Source organism: Candidatus Poriferisodalis sp. (assembly GCF_965215815.1).
Lineage (GTDB): Bacteria > Actinomycetota > Acidimicrobiia > Acidimicrobiales > Poriferisodalaceae > Poriferisodalis.
This window is the reverse complement of record NZ_CBDCEO010000013.1, coordinates 2270830-2290796: the sequence shown is the minus strand read 5'-3', so window position 1 is coordinate 2290796 and position 19967 is coordinate 2270830. Positions and strand designations below refer to the sequence as shown.

Annotated in this window: 17 protein-coding genes and 1 pseudogene; 7 read left to right on the top strand and 11 right to left on the bottom strand. The window is 66.2% G+C overall.

Annotated elements, in window-relative coordinates; translation table 11 throughout:
- Positions 1–40 precede the first annotated feature (40 nt).
- Positions 41–1336, bottom strand: a complete 1296-nt coding sequence (locus ACOOHB_RS20355) for an MFS transporter (protein ID WP_420446603.1) — start codon at positions 1334–1336, stop codon at positions 41–43.
- Positions 1337–1507: 171 nt separating this feature from the next.
- Here ACOOHB_RS20355 and ACOOHB_RS20350 point away from each other — a divergent pair, with 171 nt between their 5' ends.
- The 3 genes from ACOOHB_RS20350 to ACOOHB_RS20340 all read left to right on the top strand — a co-directional run bounded on the left by ACOOHB_RS20350 (position 1508) and on the right by ACOOHB_RS20340 (position 4455).
- On the top strand, positions 1508–2521 hold the full coding sequence (locus ACOOHB_RS20350) for an NAD(P)-dependent oxidoreductase (protein ID WP_420446602.1): 1014 nt from the start codon (positions 1508–1510) through the stop codon (positions 2519–2521).
- Positions 2522–2524: 3 nt separating this feature from the next.
- Positions 2525–3592 (top strand): TIGR03617 family F420-dependent LLM class oxidoreductase, encoded by a 1068-nt coding sequence (locus tag ACOOHB_RS20345; RefSeq protein WP_420446601.1) that lies wholly within the window; start codon positions 2525–2527, stop codon positions 3590–3592.
- A 119-nt stretch (positions 3593–3711) separates the two neighbouring features.
- Positions 3712–4455 (top strand): SDR family NAD(P)-dependent oxidoreductase, encoded by a 744-nt coding sequence (locus ACOOHB_RS20340; protein ID WP_420446600.1) that lies wholly within the window; start codon positions 3712–3714, stop codon positions 4453–4455.
- A 101-nt stretch (positions 4456–4556) separates the two neighbouring features.
- Here the strand turns inward: ACOOHB_RS20340 and ACOOHB_RS20335 are convergent.
- Positions 4557–5480 (bottom strand): annotated as a pseudogene (locus ACOOHB_RS20335) (redoxin domain-containing protein); the annotation flags it as partial.
- A 12-nt stretch (positions 5481–5492) separates the two neighbouring features.
- Complete coding sequence (locus tag ACOOHB_RS20330) at positions 5493–5792, bottom strand: hypothetical protein (protein WP_420446599.1); 300 nt, start codon at positions 5790–5792, stop codon at positions 5493–5495.
- Positions 5793–5911: 119 nt separating this feature from the next.
- Here ACOOHB_RS20330 and ACOOHB_RS20325 point away from each other — a divergent pair, with 119 nt between their 5' ends.
- Positions 5912–7555 (top strand): SulP family inorganic anion transporter, encoded by a 1644-nt coding sequence (locus tag ACOOHB_RS20325; protein ID WP_420446598.1) that lies wholly within the window; start codon positions 5912–5914, stop codon positions 7553–7555.
- Positions 7556–7617: 62 nt separating this feature from the next.
- Here the strand turns inward: ACOOHB_RS20325 and ppk2 are convergent, their stop codons facing one another.
- The 4 genes from ppk2 to ACOOHB_RS20305 are packed head-to-tail and all read right to left on the bottom strand — an operon-like array spanning position 7618 to position 10921.
- Complete coding sequence (ppk2, locus tag ACOOHB_RS20320) at positions 7618–8490, bottom strand: polyphosphate kinase 2 (RefSeq protein WP_420446597.1); 873 nt, start codon at positions 8488–8490, stop codon at positions 7618–7620.
- A 59-nt stretch (positions 8491–8549) separates the two neighbouring features.
- Positions 8550–9437, bottom strand: coding sequence for a DMT family transporter (locus ACOOHB_RS20315; protein ID WP_420446596.1), 888 nt, complete (start codon positions 9435–9437; stop codon positions 8550–8552).
- Between the two features lie 45 nt (positions 9438–9482).
- A complete protein-coding gene (locus tag ACOOHB_RS20310; RefSeq protein WP_420446595.1) occupies positions 9483–10442 on the bottom strand; it encodes an ornithine cyclodeaminase family protein in 960 nt (319 codons plus the stop codon).
- Positions 10442–10921, bottom strand: a complete 480-nt coding sequence (locus tag ACOOHB_RS20305; protein ID WP_420446594.1) for a SixA phosphatase family protein — start codon at positions 10919–10921, stop codon at positions 10442–10444. The genes ACOOHB_RS20310 and ACOOHB_RS20305 overlap by 1 nt, the downstream gene beginning before the upstream one ends.
- A 105-nt stretch (positions 10922–11026) precedes the next feature.
- On the opposite strand from ACOOHB_RS20305, the gene ACOOHB_RS20300 reads away from it, so the two are divergent.
- Together ACOOHB_RS20300 and ACOOHB_RS20295 are read left to right on the top strand one after the other, a co-directional pair.
- A complete protein-coding gene (locus tag ACOOHB_RS20300) occupies positions 11027–13159 on the top strand; it encodes a thiamine pyrophosphate-binding protein (RefSeq protein WP_420446593.1) in 2133 nt (710 codons plus the stop codon).
- 144 nt (positions 13160–13303) lie between these two features.
- Positions 13304–13981 (top strand): class I SAM-dependent DNA methyltransferase, encoded by a 678-nt coding sequence (locus ACOOHB_RS20295; RefSeq protein ID WP_420446592.1) that lies wholly within the window; start codon positions 13304–13306, stop codon positions 13979–13981.
- 105 nt (positions 13982–14086) lie between these two features.
- Here the strand turns inward: ACOOHB_RS20295 and ACOOHB_RS20290 are convergent, their stop codons facing one another.
- The 4 genes from ACOOHB_RS20290 to ACOOHB_RS20275 form a co-directional block, all read right to left on the bottom strand.
- Complete coding sequence (locus ACOOHB_RS20290; protein WP_420446591.1) at positions 14087–15022, bottom strand: isopenicillin N synthase family dioxygenase; 936 nt, start codon at positions 15020–15022, stop codon at positions 14087–14089.
- A gap of 88 nt (positions 15023–15110) precedes the next feature.
- Entirely contained in the window at positions 15111–15734 is a 624-nt protein-coding gene (locus ACOOHB_RS20285; RefSeq protein ID WP_420446590.1) for a hypothetical protein, read from the bottom strand.
- Between the two features lie 158 nt (positions 15735–15892).
- Positions 15893–17194: an inositol-3-phosphate synthase gene (locus ACOOHB_RS20280; RefSeq protein ID WP_420446589.1), complete on the bottom strand. Its 1302-nt coding sequence runs from the start codon at positions 17192–17194 to the stop codon at positions 15893–15895.
- 52 nt (positions 17195–17246) lie between these two features.
- A complete protein-coding gene (locus ACOOHB_RS20275; protein WP_420446588.1) occupies positions 17247–18521 on the bottom strand; it encodes a cytochrome P450 in 1275 nt (424 codons plus the stop codon).
- Positions 18522–18621: 100 nt separating this feature from the next.
- On the opposite strand from ACOOHB_RS20275, the gene ACOOHB_RS20270 reads away from it, so the two are divergent.
- A complete protein-coding gene (locus ACOOHB_RS20270) occupies positions 18622–19674 on the top strand; it encodes a ketopantoate reductase family protein (protein WP_420446587.1) in 1053 nt (350 codons plus the stop codon).
- The last annotated feature ends 293 nt before the right edge of the window (positions 19675–19967 follow it).

Below are 19967 nucleotides of genomic sequence, written 5' to 3'. Positions count from 1 at the left end.
ACCCGCTTGAGGGAGCGAGCACGGACCAGCCAGACCGGCGCTAGTAGCTGGGTCGGCGATGCCGGCGCATGACCAGCGCCATGACGGTTGCGCCTGCCGCGCAGACCGCGAAGCCGGTCCAAACCAGGTCGAAACTGCCCGTCCATTCGGCTATGTAGCCGGTCGAGAGGCCGCCGATGCTCAACCCGGACATGAAGCCAAGCATCACGGTGCCCGATGCCCGGCCCGCCAGGGCAACAGGAATCCCGGTGATGATCGCCAACATCGCTACGGCGTTCCAGGACATCATGGTGAAGCCAGCCAGCAGGGACATCACCCACAGCAGGCCGCCGTTGACAGAGGTGGCGGCGAGCAGGAGGCCCATCGCGACGATGGTGAACCCCGCTTGCACGGCCAGCGCGCTCGCCGGCCGGACTCGTAGTTCGGTGAGTCGGGCCCACCAGATGCGTGATCCCACCGCGGTGATGCCTGCGAGCGCGCTGGCCAGGCCGGCCCAGACGTTGGTCCAGCCCAGTGATTCCTCGGCAAAGAGGATCTGGAAGCGGCCCACGCCACCGACGACGGCTCCCATCAACAGCGAGTACCAGGTGATGGTCCTGATGAAGCGGCGTTCGGAGCGGCCCATCCGGAGCACCTTCGGAAGCAACGGGGTAATGGTGAACACCGCGCCCGGCGGTGCGTCGTACGCCACCGCCGATGCGGAGCCCGTCCGCGCGTCGGGACGCATCCACAGTTGGATGCCTAGAGCGCACGCCAGAGCCACGACCCCATAGACGCCGACCGCGGTACGCCATCCGAACCAGACGGCGAGCGTCGGCAGCGTCGCCCCCGCCAGGAAGGTCCCGAACATGACGCCCGATTGCTTGAGGCCGGTGATTGTGCCTCGTTGACCTTCCGGCACTCGTTCGGCGATGAGCTTGTTGGTCGCCGGGTTGCACCAGCCCTGGCCAAGGCCAGCGAAAGTTGCGAAGGCCATCAGCGCCCAAACGTTGGACGCGAAGGCCATGCCGATCAGACCGACCCCGGCGGTAGCGATGGTCAGCACGGTTGAGAGCTTCGGGCCGATTCGGTCGGTGAGGCGCCCCGAGAGCGGGGCGAACAGCGCTGCTGCAACCGTGTTGGTCGTGAGCGCCACCCCGAAGACACCCTTGGTGATGCCGAGCGACCCGATGAGATCGGCCGCTACAACCGCCGGTGCGATGAGGGGAAACGGCCCGAGCACCATCGTGGCGACGAGCACGAACCTCAGACCGAAGCGCTGCAGCAGGCCTTCGGGACCCGGCGGCGCCACGGCAGCGTCCGGTACTGCGCTGGAGACGCTGCCGACCGTTCGCATCGTTGCGCACCCTATGGCTGCTGTCACGCTTTCTGTGTGCAAATTTGCCGTCTGTGGCGGCATTTCTGCGCAGAGTCGAGGCCGTCGGGGCGGCCGGGCATCGCCGCCTATCCGCTAAGGCTCTAACGGATCGTCCCGGCGATGACATTGGAGACTGCGTAGCGTGCCGGCGTGAGTTCTCGACAAGTCCTGCTGCCCGTCGACGACTATGCGCGGCTTGCTGATCGGCTGTCGGCGCTCGATCACGACATCGAGCCGCTGTTGTGGAGTCGCGACGGGGTAACGCTCGCCGACGGCACCCCAGTCGCCGACGCGGACGGGATTCCGATCGGCTCGCCGACGTACGCGCCCAATGCTGCCTGGGTGTCGATCGGGCTGCTGTTCGGCGGCGACCTGGCCGGCTTCGTCGAAGCTGCGCTGGCCCCTGGGACACTGCGTTGGACCCAGGCGTGCTTGGCCGGAACCGATGCGCCACCGTTCCAGCGGCTCGTGGCCGATGGCGTTCAGTTGAGCCGCAGCGACGCTCCGAACGACGCCACCGCCGAGCACACGATGTCGCTGATCCTGCACACCCTTCATGGCTGGGAAGGACGTATCGATCGCCGGAGAGCCGGTGTCTGGCTGCAGGTGCCGTGGCGAGAGGTGCGGGGCAGCCGCTGGCTGGTAATCGGCTTCGGCTCAATCGGCCGCAAGCTGGCGGCGCTGGCACAGCCGTTCGGCGCAGTCGTCGTCGGTGCCCGCCGCAGCGTTGCCGATGCCGCCGACCTCGGGTCCGCGGACGCGATGGTGACGATGGAAGCCCTTGCCGATGAGCTGCCTCTGGCTGACGTGGTGGTCCTGACGTGCCCGCTCACTGATGAAACGCGGGGGCTCGTCGATGCCAAGTTCCTGGCGTCGGTGCGCGACGACGCGGTGCTGGTCAACGTGGCCCGTGGACCCGTCATTGACGCCGATGCCCTGCTGGCATGGCTGGACGGGAACCGTCCCGCGACGGCGGTGCTCGATGTCTTCGACATCGAGCCGTTGCCCGCTGACAGCCCGCTGTGGAATCATCCCAAGGTTGTGATGACGACCCATATCGGAGGTGCCGGCAGCGGGATGCCGTCTCGCAACGACGATCTGTTCATTTCTCAGCTCGATTCGTTCCTCGCGGGCCACGCGCCTCGCCTGCTGGTCGAGGGCTGAGCCATGAGAACCGAGACACTGCTGCCGCTGGGCAAGCTCGACCCCGGGCTGCGAGCCCCCGACGTGCCGCTCGACGTGACGGGCATCGGCGAGGCCGCTGCGCAGGTCGAAGAACTGGGCTACGACGCCCTCGTCGTCGAGGAGACCAAGGACGACCCCTACCAGCTCCTCGCAATGGCAGCAATGGCAACGACCACGCTGGGACTCGGCACCTCAGTGGCGATGGCATTCCCGCGGTCACCCACCGTCACTGCACTGTCGGCATGGACGCTGCAGAAGGCTTCCGGCAACCGGGCGATTCTGGGGCTCGGATCCCAAGTTCGTGGCCACATCCGCCGCCGTTACGGCATGGAGTGGTCGGCGCCGGCGCCGTGGATGCGCGACTACGTCGGCGCAGTGCGTGCAGTGTGGCGCTGCTGGCAGGATCGCTCCCCGCTGGACTACCAGAGCGAGCACTACAACCTGAACCTGATGGTGCCGCTGTTCGATCCAGGCCCGATCGCCCATCCCGACATCCCGGTGCACATCGCGGCAATCAACCCCAACATGTGCGGGGTCGCCGGCGAGGTCGCCGATGGCATCCGGCTGCACCCGGTGTGCTCGCCGCTGTACATCACTGAGGTCATGGCGCCTGCGGTCGATCGTGGCGCCGAACGAGCCGGGCGCGACGCCGTCGCAGTGGACTGGTGCATGAAGCCGCTCGTGGCCGCAGCGCCAGACGAGGCCATGCTGGCGGTCGTGGCACGCACTGTTCGTGAGCGCGTGGGTTTCTACCTGTCGACTCCCGCCTACCGGGCAGCCTTCGACGTGCACGAATGGACTGACGAGTCGGAGCGGGCCGCGGTGATGTCGAAAGCTCAGCGCTGGGACGAGATTTCGGCGCTCGTATCCGATGAGATGCTGCACACCATCGCCACGGTCGGCACCTACGACCAGATCGGACGGCTGCTCGCCGAGCGATACGGTGCCCTGATCGACCGCATCGAGTTCTCGATTCCCGTCAGTAATCCTGAAGACGGCGAGCGGTTGACCAGCATTCTCACGGAGCTTCAGGCCACCAGCCGACGCTGAGCGGCGCCGCGGCTCTTCGCCGGCAACGGCACCTGAGACCTTCTAGGTCTAGGGTCTCGTCGTCGGTCGCGTGCAGGCGCGGCCATGGAGTCAACCGCACACAGGCTGGGAGGCAGCAGATGGGTGTCCTGGACGGGCGAGTCGCGATCATTACCGGGGGCGCACGAGGGCAGGGCGCTGTCGAAGGGCAGCTCTTTGCTGACGAGGGTGCAACCGTGGTCCTCACCGACGTGCTCGACGAAGAGGGCGAGCGGACCGCCGGTGAGGTGGGATGCGAGTACCTGCACCAGGACGTGGCCTCGGAGGCCGATTGGGATGCGGTCGTGGCCGACGTCGTGAATCGTCACGGCCGCATCGACGCCCTGGTGAACAACGCCGGGATCTTCCAGGACACCGGCCTGATGAACACCACGGCCGAGGACTACCACCGCATGATGAGCATCAACGCTCTCGGCCCGTTCTTGGGAATGCAGAAGGTCGGGGCAGTGATGGCCGAGGCAGAGTCCGGATCCATCATCAACATCAGCTCAGTCGCGGGCCTCATGGGCACCTTGGGAGGGTTCGCCTACGGCGCCAGCAAGTGGGCCGTGCGCGGCATGACCAAGTCGGCGGCGAAAGAACTCGGCCGCCGCAACGTGCGCGTCAACTCGGTTCATCCCGGTTACATCGACACCGAGATGCTGACCCAGACATCGGTCTTCAACGAGGACCCCGACCGCACTCGCCGGGTGCTGCGCAACGTGCCGCTGGGGCGCATCGCCGAACCGGCCGAAGTCGGCCGCGTGGTCCTGTTCCTGGCGTCGGACGCCAGCAGCTACTGCACCGGCCAGGAATTCACCGTCGATGGGGGCATGTTCGGTTGAGCTTGCTCAGCCGAACCATCAGACACAGCGGTTGAGCTTGCTCAGCCGAACCATCAGACACAGCGGCTGAGTTTGCTCAGCCGAACCATCAGATGCAGCGGTTAAGCGCGGCGCTCTCGCATCTTGGCGAGGTGTCGAGCTGAGTCCATCTGACCGGGCTCGAGCGGCCGTTCTGGGCTCGGATAGTGAGGCACGACCACGGCGCCTGTCGGGATCCTCAGCTCGAATCGGCGCGCCCCGGGTAGTGAGCAGGTCGAATCGTCGCACACCTGCCATCGCACCACGCCCGACGCGGTCACTTCGCGGTTCTCGTTCAGCTTCGAGCCGTTGTGCAGGAAGGGGACGACGACGCGGATAGCGCCGTCGTCGTCTGGCTCGAAGACTTGCAGCGTCTCACCAGTGCCTTCGAGCACATGGGGGCGTGCCACCGGCAGTGCGGCGTCGAGCACGATGATTGACTGCTCGCCGTCGTCGAGCTCCACGGCTGTCGCAACCATGCCGGCAGGCACCGGTGCGCCGTAGAGGTGCCATCCGAGCGGGGGTGTGAGCTCGACGTTCAGGTCCGCCACGATGCCGGGCGGCAAGTGCCGGGCTTTCGTCCAGACCCGCACCTCGATGTCGCCTGGTTCGGTCGACACATCGTCGGTCGCCAGATCGGCGAGCACAGCGTCGTCCGTCGCGGGGGCCGGCTCTCCCCGGACGGCCCGCAGCAGCTGGTCGCCGCTCGCACGGATTGCCAGACGGCCCTCGAAGAACTTGGACCGGATGATCCCCTCGCCATCGATGATGTAAGCGCCGGGGAATGGGATGCCGTGCCACGGGTGATCATCGGGCGGGATCAGCGTGTTGAGGATCCCGAACCCGGAAATCACCTTGCTGTCGGGATCGGACAGGAGTGTGAAGGTGGTTGCGTGCTCAGCGGCGAAGTCCGCCAACGCCTCGGGCTCGTCATAGCTGAGGGCATAGACGGCAACACCCGCCGCCTCGAAAGCGGACATTGATCGCTGCAGCTCGACCAGCTGCGTGCGGCACGGCGGTCACCACACGGCCGAACGGAAGAAGAGCATCACTGCGGGTTTGCCGTCGCGATGCTGATGCACGTCGATCGCTTGCCCGGCCGCGCCCATCGCGCGGACATCGGGCAATCGCTGCCCCACCTCGGGTCCGCTGGGCGAGTGTCCCGCTGGATCTCGGCGCGGCCCGGTCCCGGGTTGCAACGGGCCGATAAAGCCCTGGCGGTCGATCCATGCCCGACCGCCGCGCCATGGCGTACCGGCGGTGTCGAGATCAGGAATAGGCGCAGGATTGGATTCGATGACAGAGGCGCTTTCGGTCATGGCGAGACCGTAGCGGGCCGGTTTCAGGTGCAGCGTGGCGCAACGTCAGAGTCCGCAAGTGGCCGTCAAGCAGTGAACTACAGTGACCCGCGGGTTGACCCCATGGGGAGAGGTCCCACATGAACTACGACGCCCAGCTCCTCCGTGCGGACATCCGAGCTGGCATCACCTCTGCCGCTGTCGTCTTGCCGCTCGCGCTCGCCTTCGGCGTCGTGTCAGGGCTGGGTCCCGTTGCCGGTCTGTGGGGCGCAGTCGCCGTCGGGCTCCTGGCGGCTGTCGTAGGGGGCACGCGAGTACAGATTTCCGCGGCGACGGCCCCGGTGGCGATCGCCGTGTCGTTCATTCTCGTGAGGTACGCGGACTCGGCGGTCGAGGCGCTCGCAATCATCTTCATAGCCGGCATCATCCAGATCCTGTTGGGCCTGTTGCGGCTCGGGAATCTGGTGCAGTACACGCCCTATTCGGTGGCTTCGGGCTTCATCAGCGGTGTCGGCATCATGGTGGTGCTGCTGCAGGTACTGCCCTTCTTCGGTGCCGATCCGGTGCTCGGCAACCCACTCGATTCGATCCGCGAGTGGCCCGACGCTGCCCGCGACATGGACTTCCACGCGTTCGGATTAGCCGTCACGACCTTCGTGATCTTCGCGGGATGGCCAAAGCGGTGGCGCAACTACGTGCCAGCCCCCGCTGGCGCGCTCGTGTGCGGCATCATTCTCGGCGCATGGATCTTCGACGGGGCTCCCCGCCTCACCGAAGTCGTCGACGTTCCGGAATTCTGGGCAATGGAGATGCCAGCCGGCGGCTTCTGGGGCGCTGTCGGCGCAGCGATGATCATCGCTCTCATCGGCACGCTGAACAGCCTCCTGAACGCCTCGGCATCGGACTCAATGACCGGGTACCAGCACGACCCGGATCGGGAACTCATCGGCGTTGGACTCGGCAATGCACTGGCGGGCATGTTCGGCGGCCTGCCGGGTGCCGCTGCTCCGGACGCTACGCAGACGAATATCCGGGCAGGGGCGCAGACCAGGGTGGCGGGCGCAGTATCGGCAGTGGTGTCGCTGGTGCTGATCATCGTGCTCGGCGGCCTCGTCGACGACATCCCCTACTCGGTCCTGGCGGGCATCTTGCTGTGGATGGGCTTGCGGCTCATCGACTGGCGACTCATAACGCACCTGAACAAGGTGCAGCGAGAGCACGTGCTGGTGATGTTGCTCACACTCGGGCTCACCGTCTTCGTCGACCTGCTGGTGGCCATTGCCGCCGGCCTGATCGCTGCGGCTCTGGCTGCCAGCCGTCGCTTTGAGCGGCTGGAGCTGGACAGTGTCTTGTCGGTGCCGATGCTCGACGCAGTGTTCTTCGCTGACAGCGACAGGGTCGACATCAGCCAATTCGATGCGTTCTCGGCACGAGTCGGGATGGTGAAGATGCGTGGCAGCTTCACCGTTGCGTCATCCAACCGGCTGAGAATCGCCATCGGCAAGGACATCCAAGAACACGAAGTCGTGATCCTGGACTTCTCCGAGACGAGCTACATCGACGACAGCGCAGCGCTCGTGGTGGAGCAGCTCATCGACGCTGCGATCGAGCACGACACCGAATGCATCGTGATCGGCCTCGACGGGCTGCCCGCGACCAGCTTGCAGGCCCTCGACGTGCTGCACCGGGTGCCGGGCGACCACTTTGTCCAAGACTTTGACCAGGCTCGGTCCATTGCCGCTCGGCTGCTCGAGATCAACATGGAGTCCAGCACGGAGGCCTGAGCCCGCGCCGCTCGATCCAAAGTCGAGCCGCGGTCGAGCCGCTCAGACCCCTGGTTGCAGGCTCAGTACAGCTCTGGGACGAACGTCTGGTCTGACATCGGCGGGCGCACGTATCCCTCTGAAGGACTGCGTTCTGGCAGCTCGACGGACTCCCACGGCACGGCTTCGTAGGGGACCTGCGACAGCAGGTGGCCAATGCAGTTGAGCCGCGCCGCCCGCTTGTCGTCCGCCTCGACGACGAACCACGGGGCCTGCTTGATGTCGGTGTACGCGAACAGGGAGTCCTTGGCCCGTGAGAACTCCACCCACCGTGCACGAGCTTGGAGGTCCATCGGCGAGAGCTTCCAGCGCCGGGCCGGATCGGCGATGCGGCTCTGGAAGCGACGCTCCTGCTCCTCGTCGCTGACGGAGAACCAGTACTTGATGAGGATGACGCCCGAGCGCACCAGCATCCGCTCGAACTCGGGGCACGAGCGCAGGAACTCCTCATACTCCTCTTCGGTGCAAAAGCCCATGACCGGCTCGACGAGGCCGCGGTTGTACCAGCTGCGATCGAACAGCACCATTTCGCCAGCTGCAGGCAGCTCTCCGACGTAGCGCTGGAACCACCACTGCGTCTTCTCGCGATCACTGGGCGTGCCGAGCGCCACGACGCGCACCACGCGAGGGTTCAAGCGGTCGGTAATGCGCTTGATCGTGCTGCCCTTGCCGGCCGCATCCCGGCCTTCGAAGATGACCACGACCTTGAGCCCCTTGTGGACAATCCAGCGCTGGAGGCGGGCCAGTTCTTGCTGCAGGAGCTTGAGTTCCCGCTCGTATTCGCGGCGACCGATGCGGCTGCGACGTTTCGGCGGCGGGGCGGGAGAATCGGTGTCGGGCTCGGCAGCGGCAACTGCTTCAGGCTCAGCGTCTTTGGACGTGGCCTTCGACCCCATGGGTTCGGACAGTAATTCAGCGATCCCAGTGACGAAGACCCAGCCGAAGGGGGCTGGTCTCAAGCCTTCCTGATTGCCGCAGTGGTCGTTCGATCAAGCACCGTTGCATAGAGCACGCCCAAGATCACGATGATGGCGCCCGCTACCGTCGTGAGCGTCGGGTACTCGCTCAAGAATGCGGCTGCCCAGACGATGCCGGCCACGGTCTCCACCGGAGCGAACAGGGCCACCTCGCCGGCGGGGGCGTATCTCGTTGCGGTGCTGTAGGACAGGCGTCCAAGCGGGTTGCAGACCAAGCCCATCACCAGCACGGCAGCCCAGGCTGTGGCGTCAAGCCGGCCCAGGTCGACGACGAATGCCGTGGGGATGACCACCAGCGCTGCAGCCAGTGCCAGACCGACGAGGCGGCTCATATCGCGATGGCGTCGCCAGACGACCGTGCTGGCGGCGAACGCCGCAACCGCGACCAGTGCCAAGAAGTCGCCGAGCAGGTTCGGCGTGCCAATCGAGTCCGAAACCACCAGGCCGATGCCCGCCAGCGTCAGCGTGATGCCCACGACGACACGCAGAGACGTGCGTTCACGCAGAGCGAACCAAGCGATCGCCGCAGCCAGAACGGGCGCAGCCGCCACGATGGCCACGACGTGAGGGATCTCGGTGTGTGTGATCGCCGAGATGAACGTGAGCTGGCTGAGCGCCCCGAGCACGCCGATTGTGAGCAAGGGCACGGTGTGAGTCCGCATGGACGCCCAAGCGGCCGACGGTTGCCGGACTGCCATTGCACCGTAGAGAACCAGCGACAGCACCCCGACGACAAAAGCGATGTCGAGTGCGTCGGCTTCCGAGATACGCACCCACAGCGAATCGGTGGACACCAGCAGCATGCCGCTGGCCGCGAGGAACCAGCCAAGGCGTCGACCGTCGCGGTCGGTGTGAGTGTCCGTCACAACACGGTCGCGCTGCCGAGGTGGCCTGTTGTGATCATGAGAGGTTCAGTCATTGGCAGAGCTGTCACCTCCGAGGCGGCGATGCACCAACTGGGCTGCGGCCAAGTCCGACAAGGCGAAACCGACCGACTTGAACAGGGTGATCTCGGAGTCCGAGGTGCGCCCGGGATGGTTGCCGACGACAAGTGCCGCCAAGTCGGCTGCGATCGAGTCGCTCGTAATGAGCTCGTCGGCGATCGGCTGGGCGAGATCGCCTGCGAGCACTGCTCCGTCACGCGTGTCGACGAACAACGTCGATCGAATGACTGCAGCATCGTCCGCCTCGCGCATGTCGGCGCGGAAGCCGCCCACGAGGTCGAGATGCGTGCCGGGCTGCAGGAGGCTGCCCCTCACCAGCGGGCTGGTCGCGCCGGTGGCGCAGGTGACAATGTCGGCACGCTCGACTGCGACGTCAAGCGAGGGAGCAGGTTGGGCCGGCAGGCCCTGGTATTCGAGTGCGCGCGCCACTGCAGCGGCCTTGGCCAGATCCCGTCCCCAGACCTCAATGACGCTGAATTGCCGGACCGTGGCGTGGGCCAGCGCGAGGTTGGGTGCCAACTTGCCCGTGCCGACAACGAGCAAATGATTGGCATCGGAGCGGGCGAGGCGATCAGCGGCAAGCGCTGAGACGGCGGCCGTGCGCCGCAGCGTCAGCTCGTCGCCGTCAAGCACAGCAGCGAGCTGGCCCGTCTGGCCGTCGAACAACAAGTAGCCCGCACTGATGATCGGCAGGTCGGTGCCCACATTGGAGGGGTAGTACGTGACGGCTTTTACTCCGAGCAATTCGCGATCAACCCATGCGGCCATGACCAGCAGCGAGCCAGTGCCGCCGTCGGGAAGGGCCACATCGTGCACCTCCCGCTGGGGCACCGTGGCGCCACCGTCACCGAGCAGTTGGGCAATCGCCTCCATCAGCTCGTTCCACGGCGTGGCCCGCCGCACCGCTGCGGCATCGAGCGAGAGCATCACGAACTGCCAGCGGCGAACAGGCGGGGAGGCCGGTAGACCCCGTGGGTGACGGCGCCGTCGACAACGTGAAGCTCCCAGATGGACGCCTTCTTGCAGCGGCGCGGGGTGACGTCTATTCCCTGGTGGGCGAAGCGCCACAGCACTTCGGGAATGACGTCGCCGTGGCTGCACAACACGCTGTCCCCTGGCAGGCCGCACACGCAATCGAGCAGGGCTTCAGTGCGCCAGCCATCGGCGCCCTCGTCGAGCTCAACAGCTATCCCGATGTCCAGTCCCAGCGCTGCGGCGAGCGGTTCGATGGTCTGGATGCAGCGCACCGACGGGCTTGACAGCACTCGGCGCACTGGTGCTGCGCAGAGCAACTCGGCGATGGCCGCCGCCTGGGCCAAGCCCTTCGAGTCGAGCGGTCGGACGCTGTCGTCACCCTGCCAGGCCCGCCGATCGCCAGCGGAAGCGTGACGAACGAGGTAGAGCACAGCGTGAACGCTAGGGCCGCGCACGAATGTCTGCCGCCCCCTCCGCGACTACTGAGACCGGGGTGCGGTATGAGACGATGAGCCCGAACCGAACGGGGGTGGCCGATGAGCGACACGACTCAGGATCCGGATCCGAGCGAGACGCCTAGCGTCGCTGGGTCTAATGCCGAGACGCCAAGCGTCGCTGGGTCTAATGCCGAGACGCCAAGCGTCGCTGGGTCTAATGCCGAGACGCCAAGCGTCGCGGTGCCCGCACTCCCCGACGGCGAGTTCGCCTGGCACCGGCTTGTCGGCGTCGACGAACTCGATGTCGGCCGGGTCACCACGGTGACCGTCGAACGCGAGAGCCTGTGCGTCACCCGCACGGATACAGGATTCGGGTGCCTCGCCAACGCCTGCCCGCATCAGGGCGGTCCGCTCGGCGAGGGCAGCATCGAGGGCGGCTGGCTGCGCTGCCCGTGGCATGGCTACGACTACTCCCCCACCAATGGCAAGCCGCCGCCCCCATTCGACGATGCACCTGCCGCCTACCGCACCGAGGTCCGGCCCGACGGTGTCTACGTGGCTCTGCCGGTTTTGGCCACCCGGACTCGAACCGTGTCGGACCAGCTCGTCGAGACCATGACCGCGTGGGGCGTCGGGTGGGTCTTCGGCATGGTGGGGCACTCAAACCTGGGCTTCGCCGATGCACTGCGAACCGCCGAGGCTCGCGGCTCGCTGCAGTTCATCGGTGTGCGCCACGAGGGCGCCGCCTCCTTCGCGGCGACCGCGTACGGAAAGCTGACCGGGAGTCTGGCCGCGTGCTTTGCGATTGCCGGGCCGGGCAGCACCAACCTGCTGACCGGGCTGTACGACGCCAAGATGGATCGGGCACCGGTTCTGGCGCTGTCGGGCCAGGTGCCGTCGAGCGTGCGTGGCAGAGGTGCATTTCAGGACACCGACCTGTCAGCGGCATTTGCCGACGTAGCGCGCTATTCCCAGACCGTCCAAGCGGGCTCCGATGCAACAGAGCTGATGAACCTGGCCTGCAAGACGGCGTTGGTGGAGCGCGACGTGGCACACCTGGTGCTGCCCGACGAGGTGCAGGTGCTTCCCGCTCCCGCCGCCCAACGGGCAGCCGGTTCACCGGAGGGCCGCACGGGTGATCGTGGTGTCTCCCCCGCCCCGAGCGCACTCGACGCGGCGGTCGACGTGCTATCGGGCGCGGCGCGGCCGATGATCATCGTGGGGCACGGCGCCCGTAACGGCATCGACGACATCGTGGCACTGGCTGAGTCGATTGATGCGCCGATCGCCACGACGTTCAAGGGAAAGGGCCTGATTGCTGACCAGCACCCGCTCGCGTGCGGGGTGCTGGGCCGCTCTGGCACCCCGATCGCCAGCTGGTTCATGAACGAGGCCGACGCGCTGGTGACCTTCGGCGTGTCGTTCGCAAACCACACAGGCATCGCGTCCTACAAACCGATCGTGCAGGTCGACTTCGACCCGATGGCGCTCGGGCGGTTCCATGCGGTGACGGTGCCCATGCTGGCCGATGTAGGCACGGGGGCACGGACGCTCGCCTCGGCGTTGGAGAGTCGAGCCGCACGAGGGGACACCGCTGCTGAAGTTGCTGAGCGCTGGGATATCTGGCGTGCCGAGAAGCAACGCCGGCGTGACGATGACCGGGGCAGCGGCATGAATTCGGCGGTCGTGTTCGAGACCCTGAGCCGCCTCGTTCCGGCCGACGCCATCATGACCGTGGACGTCGGCAACCACGCCTATTCCTTCGGCCGCTACTTCGAGCCCTGCGGGCAGACCGTGCTCATGTCCGGCTACCTGGGGTCCATCGGCTTCGCATTCCCCGCTGCGATGGGGTGCTGGGCCGCAACCCAGCGTGCGCCGAGTGCGGAGGGGTCCCCTTGGGCAGGCCGGGCGGTGGTTTCGGTGTCGGGCGACGGCGGCTTCGGCCAGTACGCCATGGAGTTGACGACCGCCGTCAAGTACGGCATGGACATCACCCACGTGCTGCTCAACAACGGCGAGCTGGGGAAGATCTCCAAGGAGCAGCGAGCGGCCGAGCTGGACGTGTGGCAGACCTCGCTGCACAACCCGAGCTTCGCCGAGTTCGCGGAGCTGTGCGGCGTGATGGGCAGCCACGTGACCACGGCGAACGAGCTGGACACCGCGCTCATCGACGCATTGGCCCACCCGGGTCCGGCCCTGGTAGAAGTGATGACCGACCCTCTGCTCGTCTGACCGCAACCCCGGGTTCTCTGCGCAAGAAAGCCGCACGCAACGGCATTCCTGCACACAGAACCAAACTGCCGCACTCTCTGCGCAAGAGAGCCGCCCACAACGGCATTTCCGCACACAGAACGGCAGCGCTAACGTCACCCAGCGATGACCAAGCCAACGGCGGCGGAATCGGCCGCAGCAGGTATCGGGCTTGAAGAGGCCTACGCCGTCGACGGGCCCGAAGCCAACCGTGAGCTGTACGCCTCATGGGCGGAGACGTATGAGTCTGTCTTCCTAGCCGAGAACGACTACCTGTACCACGAGCACGTGGCAGCTGCGTTCTGTGGCGGTCTCGACGAACTCGACGGGCCCGTGCTCGACGTCGGCTGCGGAACGGGCGTCGTCGGTGCCGAGCTGGCACGGTTGGGTGTCCCGGTGATCGACGGCATCGACATCTCGCCCGAGATGCTGGCGAAGGCCGCTGACAAGACCCACGACGGTCGCTCGACCTACCGACAGCTCTTCGAAGCCGATCTCACCGGCCGGCTCGACCTCGACAGCGCGACGTACGCCGGCATCGTGAGCGCTGGCGCGTTCACCCACGGTCATCTGGGCCCTGAATCTGTCAACGAGCTCATTCGTGTGGCCCGCCCGGGTGCTCGTTGTTCGCTGGGCATCAACTCGGCGCACTTCGCCGAAGTCGGCTTCGGCGACTGGCTGGCCGAGCGTTCCGAAGCCGGCGTGATCAGCGGGCTCGGTTTCGTTGTGCGTCCCATATATGGCGGCGCCGACCCTGACAACCCCGACAGGTGGACCCGCATCGCCGTTTTCACGGTGCGATGAGCCCTGCTGGCATTGGCCAAACGGTGATCTTCGCCGACTTGAGTCGCTGCCAGTGATACCTGCATCCGGGCCGTCGATCGCCGGGCGACTGACGCCAGCCAACAGCTACTGGCGGTAGGCGAAGGTTTCGTCGAAGCGGGACTGCAGGTAGGCGCCCGATGTCGTGGGCGGGTACTTCGGCTGCTCGCCCTCGCCGAGGCAGCCCGGCAGGCACTCGACGACGGTGTCGTAGGACGGGTTGACGAACGTGGGCACCGAATAGCGGTCCGCCGTGCGCGGCGACTGCACTCGGTGAACGGTGGCGCGGTACCTGTCGTTCGTCCAGCGAGCCAGCATGTCGCCGAGATTGATGATGAAGCTGTCCGCGGGCGCGACCACGTCGTGCCACCGTCGGTCGATATCCGCGAGTTGCAGTCCGGGCGCACCGTCGGTGAGCAGCAGCGTGATGCAGCCGTAGTCGCTGTGGGCACCGCAGCCCAGTTGGTCGGGCAGGGGCTCGCTGACGGTCGGGTACCGGATGAGCCTCGTCCCCACGAGGGGCCGCCCGAATCGCTCGTCGAAGAAGGACGGCTCCAGCTCGAGTGCCTGCGCGATCAATCGAAGCAGACGTTTCGCCGCGTCGAGCACCGCCTCCTGATAAGCCTCGACCGCCGCGCGAAATCCAGGCAGGTCGGGCCATTGGTTCGGTCCTTCCAGGGGTGAGCGACGGGGGTCGCCGAGCGGTATTTCGGGGCCGAAGTCCATGGTCTCCTTGTAGTCAGCCCGCAGACCGGGCTCCAGCAGTTCACCCTCCACACCTGCGTAGCCCCGGTGATGGTCGGACGACTCGATCGCCAGCGAGTTCTTGTGCGCAAGCGGCTGGGCGAAGAACTCCCTGGTCACGGTGAGCACACCTTCGAGCAGTTCGCCCGCAACTCTGTGACCGGTGACGGCGAAGAAGCCGATGCCGCGGCACGCGGCATCGATCTGCTCGCTCGCAGCGTCGAGCGAGGCGGCGCCAGAGATGTCGATGACCGGAATCGCCGTTCCGCCAGTGGACATGGACGCAACGTACCGGCTTGCCCCGGACGCGCCGAAGCGGGCCGGCGGAGAGGGGACCGGCCCGCTTCGGGATGAAGCCGCAGGGGGTTTATGCGGCAGTGTCGGAGTGGGCGTGCCCGCCCCAGCGCCCCAGACCGTCGATGCCGCCGCGGTGCAGGCCGCGACGTCCGCGCCGTCCGTCTTCGCCTTTGGGCCGCTCGGGCCGCTCGCCGTTGACGAAGGCCGTGATTCTGGTGGTCAGCTCGTCGGCGTCGATTTCGCGGTCGCGCTCTGCGGCACGCTCGCTGATGGCGGTCACGAGTGCGTCCACCACGTCGGAGACCTCGACCTCTTGCTCGGCGGCGATGTCGGCGAGCGACGATCCTTCCTGGAGCTTGGTGCGCAGCGTCTCGGTATCGATGCCGAGCACCTCGGTCAGCGTGTCGCTCATGCCGAGCCGCCAGTGCTTGCCGCCGTGGTGAGATCCGTCGTGGTCGCAGGTGCTGTCCGAGTCGTCCTCGCCGGAGCCGTCGTCGTTCGAGCCGTCGTCTGCCTGCTGCTCGTCGGTGCCGCCGTCGGTGTTCTCGGTCTGTGCACTTGCACTGCTGGCAGTGAACGAGATAGCGACTACAGCCGCCAGGAGGGCTGCGAGAAGCACGGCCAGCAGCCGGCCTCGCTCGGGTCTGCGATGACCCAACTCGCTCTTCGGGGTGATCTCGTTGGATTCGGCCATGTCGCCAGTCCTTTCGTCAGGGGGTTCTGCAGAGGTATCTGCGACAGCCCTGACGATGGCGGGCAAATCTGAAAGGCCCCTGAGATCAACCTGAAGGCGAAATGAGAATGTGCGTTCGGCAGCGGCAAATGCCGAACGAGAGCGCTATCAGCAGACGGTCAGCCTGCTTCGGAGTGAGTGACCGGTTCTTCACCCATCCATTCGCGCAGCGTGTTCTTGAGCTTGGTCTGCTGGATGAACAGGTCATGCTCGGGACCAGCCGGATCTGCCGACTGGGGGGCCTTCAGGTAGAACGACAACCACTCCTGCACTCCCCCTTGGCCGGCTCGCTGAGCGAGGTCCAAGAACAGGGCGAGATCCAGCACGATCGGTGCCGCCAGGATCGAGTCTCGGCACAGGAAATCGATCTTGATCTGCATCGGGTAACCGAGCCAGCCGAAGATGTCGATGCTGTCCCAGCCCTCCTTGTTGTCTCCACGCGGCGGGTAGTAGTTGATTCGCACTACGTGGTCGATCTCGCCGTAGAGATCCGGGTAGGTCTCTGGCTGCAGAATCGTGTCGAGAACGCCCAGCTTGGAGGTTTCCTTCGTCTTGAAGTTCTCAGGATCGTCCAGGACTTCGCCGTCGCGGTTGCCCAGGATGTTGGTGGAGTACCAGCCGCGCAGGCCCAGCATCCGTGCCTTGAGGCCTGGCGCGATCAGGGTCTTCATGAGCGTCTGACCGGTCTTGAAGTCCTTGCCGGCGATCGGAACGCCGCGGCGCTGCGCCAAGTCAGTCATCGCGGGGATGTCCACGCTGAGGTTCGGTGCGCCGTTGGCGAACGGCACATCGCTCATGAGCGCGGCGTAGGCGTAGATCTGGCTGGGCGAGATGTTGTCGTCGTCCGCGGCGAGGCCCGCCTCGAACGCTTCGACGCTGGCGTGCACCTCAGCGGGTTCCTGGTATGCCTCGGTCGATCCGCACCACACCATCACCAAGCGGTCGCAATCGTTCTCCGAACGGAAACGCTCGATGTCGGTCATGAGCGCCTGCGCGGCGTCGAGCTTGCCCATCGGCGGCTTGGTGCGTGTGCCCTCAAGCCGACTCACCCAACGCGAGTCGAAGACCGCGTCCATCGCGACAATGCCTTCGAGTTCGCGCGAGATGACGCCGAGATCGCGCTCTTCGAGCACGCCTGCCGTGCGGGCGCCCTCGAGTGCATTGGGTGTGATCGGATCCCAGCCGCCGAAGACAAGATCGTCGAGGCTGGCCAGAGGCACAAAATCTCGGACGAGCGGATTGCGGCCCTCGGCACGGCCGCCCAGGCGGATATGGGCCATCTGCGTGACCGAGCCGATCGGGGCTGCGAGACCGGCCCGAGTGGCGAGCACGCCAGCGATGAACGTCGTGGCTACGGCGCCCATGCCGGGCGTCAGCACACCGAGCTTGCCTGTCGCGGGTGCGATCTGGGGTGTCGTCATACCGCGAACCCTATGGGTCAGCCAAGTCGCCGCGATTGTCGTGCGCGGCCTGTCAGGCAGCGAGCGGGGCGGCGGGCGTGAACTCGGCGTCGAGGTGTTTGACGCCATGAATGAACGCCGCCTGCAAGGCGTCGGGCTCGCTGACGGCGACGATGTCCGGCAGCCGGTTGAACAATTCGCGGTACATCACCGTCATCTCGCGACGCGCAAGATGCGCCCCCAAGCAGTAGTGAGGGCCAGGGCCGCCGTAGCCGTACTGCGGATTCGGGTCTCGAAGAACATCGAACTTGAACGGATCGGTGAACACCGCCGGGTCCCGGTTGGCGGCGACGTAGAACATTGCGACCTTGTCGCCCTGTTGCATCTCGCGGCCGTCAAGGACATAGTCACGGGTGACAGTCCGGCGCATGTAGCCGACGGGGCTGGACAGCCGCACGATCTCCTCGACCGCAGTGGGCGCGACGCCTTCGAAGTCTGCAGCCCATATGGCTCGCTGATCGGGATGGTCGGTGAGGTACTTGAGCCCCCAGGAGATGGCGTTGCGTGTGGTCTCGTTGCCGGCCACCACCAGCAGCACGAAGAAGCTGGCCAGGTCGGCATCGCTCAGCTGGTCGTCAGCAAGCTCCGCGTTGACGAGCACGCTGGTGAGATCGGTGCCGTCGCCGCCGCGCTTCGCCGCTGCAACTTCGTTCATCAGACCGGCCAGTTGGCCGCCGGCGGTGAGCAATGCCGTCAGGAAATCGAAATCTTCCGGCTGGTACTCGGGATCCGAGATACCCAAGATGACGTTTGTCGCCTCGAACACGCCCTGATACTCCGACCGGGGGATGCCCATCAGGTCGCAGACGATCTTGAGCGGGAGCGCGGCGGCCACTTCGGTCACGAAATCGCAACTGCCCCGCTCGCACACCGAGTCCACGATCTCTGCCGCCGCAGTCTGAACGCTGCCGTCGAGATCGGCCAGCATCCGCGGCGTGAATCCCTTGGCGACGATGCGCCGCAGCCGAGCGTGGCGCGGGTCGTCCATGGCAATCATGGAGCTGAAGAACTCGAGGAACTCCGGCGGTGCGTCCAGCATGGTGATGCCATCAGCGGAGCTGAAAACCTCGGTGTTGCGCGAGATTGTTGCCACGTCGGCGTGCCGGGTGACGCACCAATAGCCAGGACCTGGCTTGATCACGTCGTCGTCGTCGTAGTCGGGTTCCTCAAACCAATCCAGTGGGGCTTCGGCATGGTGTCGAGCGATCACCGCGTCGATCACGTCGGCGGGCTGGGTCCAGAACGCCGCCTCCATCATGTTGGGCAGATCGGTGTTCCACTCACGCATGGCTGAACCGTAGCGCTGCGCTGAGATGGATCGACACGGCGCAGCAGCCCCCAAGATCGGTTGCGGCCGTGCGCCGGACCATCTGGCACGATGTACCGCCGTGGCTACCGACAGAGCCCTAAATCGCAGTGCCGCCAATGGCGGCACTGAATTCAACTACATCGTGCATGGCGCTGGAGCAATCGGCAGCGTGCTCGGCGCGCGGCTGACCCAAGCAGGTCGGCGGGTCACCCTGATCGCACGCGGGGACCATCTCGAAGCCCTCAAGCGCGACGGCCTGCGCATCTCGGGCAGCACCGAAGGCCACTTCAGGTTGCCAGCGGTCCGCACAGCGCACGAAGCGGACCTGGACGACAACACCGTGGTGCTGCTGACCATGAAGACCCAGCACACCTTCGAGGCGATCGAGGGGCACCGCGAGCTGTATGACGGTGTGCCGCTGTTCTGCTTCCAGAACGGCGTCACCAACGAGGAATGGCTGCTCGGACAGGGTCTGCGGGCCTACGGCGTCATGGTCCGCATCGGAGCTCGCATTGACGAGCCCGGCCTGGTCACCCACACCGGCGCGCGCCGGGCTCAGATCGGTTGCTGGCCGACTGGCACCGACGAACTCTGTGCGCGAGTGGTGGATGACCTCGTTGCCGCCGAGATGAACGGTTCGCTCGAAGAGCGGGTCGCGGACGCCAAGTGGGGCAAGCTCGTGCTGAACCTGACGAACGCCTTCTCGGCGCTCGCCGATCTGCCGGTCCAGGAGTGGTTCTGCTCCGAAGAAAACCGGATCTTCATGGCCGACATCGAAGAAGAAGCGGCCAACGTGCTCGAGGCGGCGGGCATCACGCCGATCATGGAGGACATGGGCGAATTGCGCCCGTGGATCGCACGCCTGCGCAAACCTGGAGAGCGCGAGCCCCGGGGGGCTACCGACCCAGCGCTGCTCAGCTACCCCTCGACCTGGCAGGACCTGAACTTCCGGCGCCCGACCGTCGAGGTCGAGCACTTCAACGGCCGCATCTGCGAGCTCGGCGAGCAGTACGGCATCCCGACGCCCCTCAACCAGGTGCTGACCGAGCGCTGTGTTGATGCCGCAGCCCGACGCCTCGGTCCAGGTACCGAGACGGTGGCGTCACTGCGCGCCGCAGCTGCCCAGCTGTAACCGCCGCTTCCCGCAGCGATCAGGTGCCCGGGGCGGGCACCAATACCCGCAGGTCAGCCTGATTTTCTGCGGACTGTTACCCATCTGCTACCCACAACCCCGCTGGCTTAGCTCGCGTGGGCCTCTGAGGCGTACTGTGCGGCCCGCAGCGGCGCTGTGCACCCCTCGGCGCGGTGAATGTGCGGGCAACCGTGAACGGCGCTGAACGGCGGCTCAGCGTTCCTAGCTTCGCTGCGGGTGCCGTGCCCGTGCTCACCGTGGGGAAGCCCGCTCGGTGTGTGTAGGGCACACCG

What these genes read in the sequence shown, in the direction of transcription:
- ACOOHB_RS20355 (WP_420446603.1), bottom strand. Translation starts at nt 1,336, where the DNA reads ATGCGAACGGTCGGCAGCGTCTCCAGCGCAGTACCGGACGCTGCCGTG.
- ACOOHB_RS20345 (WP_420446601.1), top strand. Translation starts at nt 2,525, where the DNA reads ATGAGAACCGAGACACTGCTGCCGCTGGGCAAGCTCGACCCCGGGCTG.
- ACOOHB_RS20340 (WP_420446600.1), top strand. Translation starts at nt 3,712, where the DNA reads ATGGGTGTCCTGGACGGGCGAGTCGCGATCATTACCGGGGGCGCACGA.
- ACOOHB_RS20330 (WP_420446599.1), bottom strand. Translation starts at nt 5,792, where the DNA reads ATGACCGAAAGCGCCTCTGTCATCGAATCCAATCCTGCGCCTATTCCT.
- ACOOHB_RS20325 (WP_420446598.1), top strand. Translation starts at nt 5,912, where the DNA reads ATGAACTACGACGCCCAGCTCCTCCGTGCGGACATCCGAGCTGGCATC.
- ppk2 (WP_420446597.1), bottom strand. Translation starts at nt 8,490, where the DNA reads ATGGGGTCGAAGGCCACGTCCAAAGACGCTGAGCCTGAAGCAGTTGCC.
- ACOOHB_RS20310 (WP_420446595.1), bottom strand. Translation starts at nt 10,442, where the DNA reads ATGCTCTCGCTCGATGCCGCAGCGGTGCGGCGGGCCACGCCGTGGAAC.
- ACOOHB_RS20300 (WP_420446593.1), top strand. Translation starts at nt 11,027, where the DNA reads ATGAGCGACACGACTCAGGATCCGGATCCGAGCGAGACGCCTAGCGTC.
- ACOOHB_RS20295 (WP_420446592.1), top strand. Translation starts at nt 13,304, where the DNA reads ATGACCAAGCCAACGGCGGCGGAATCGGCCGCAGCAGGTATCGGGCTT.
- ACOOHB_RS20290 (WP_420446591.1), bottom strand. Translation starts at nt 15,022, where the DNA reads ATGTCCACTGGCGGAACGGCGATTCCGGTCATCGACATCTCTGGCGCC.
- ACOOHB_RS20285 (WP_420446590.1), bottom strand. Translation starts at nt 15,734, where the DNA reads ATGGCCGAATCCAACGAGATCACCCCGAAGAGCGAGTTGGGTCATCGC.
- ACOOHB_RS20280 (WP_420446589.1), bottom strand. Translation starts at nt 17,194, where the DNA reads ATGACGACACCCCAGATCGCACCCGCGACAGGCAAGCTCGGTGTGCTG.
- ACOOHB_RS20275 (WP_420446588.1), bottom strand. Translation starts at nt 18,521, where the DNA reads ATGCGTGAGTGGAACACCGATCTGCCCAACATGATGGAGGCGGCGTTC.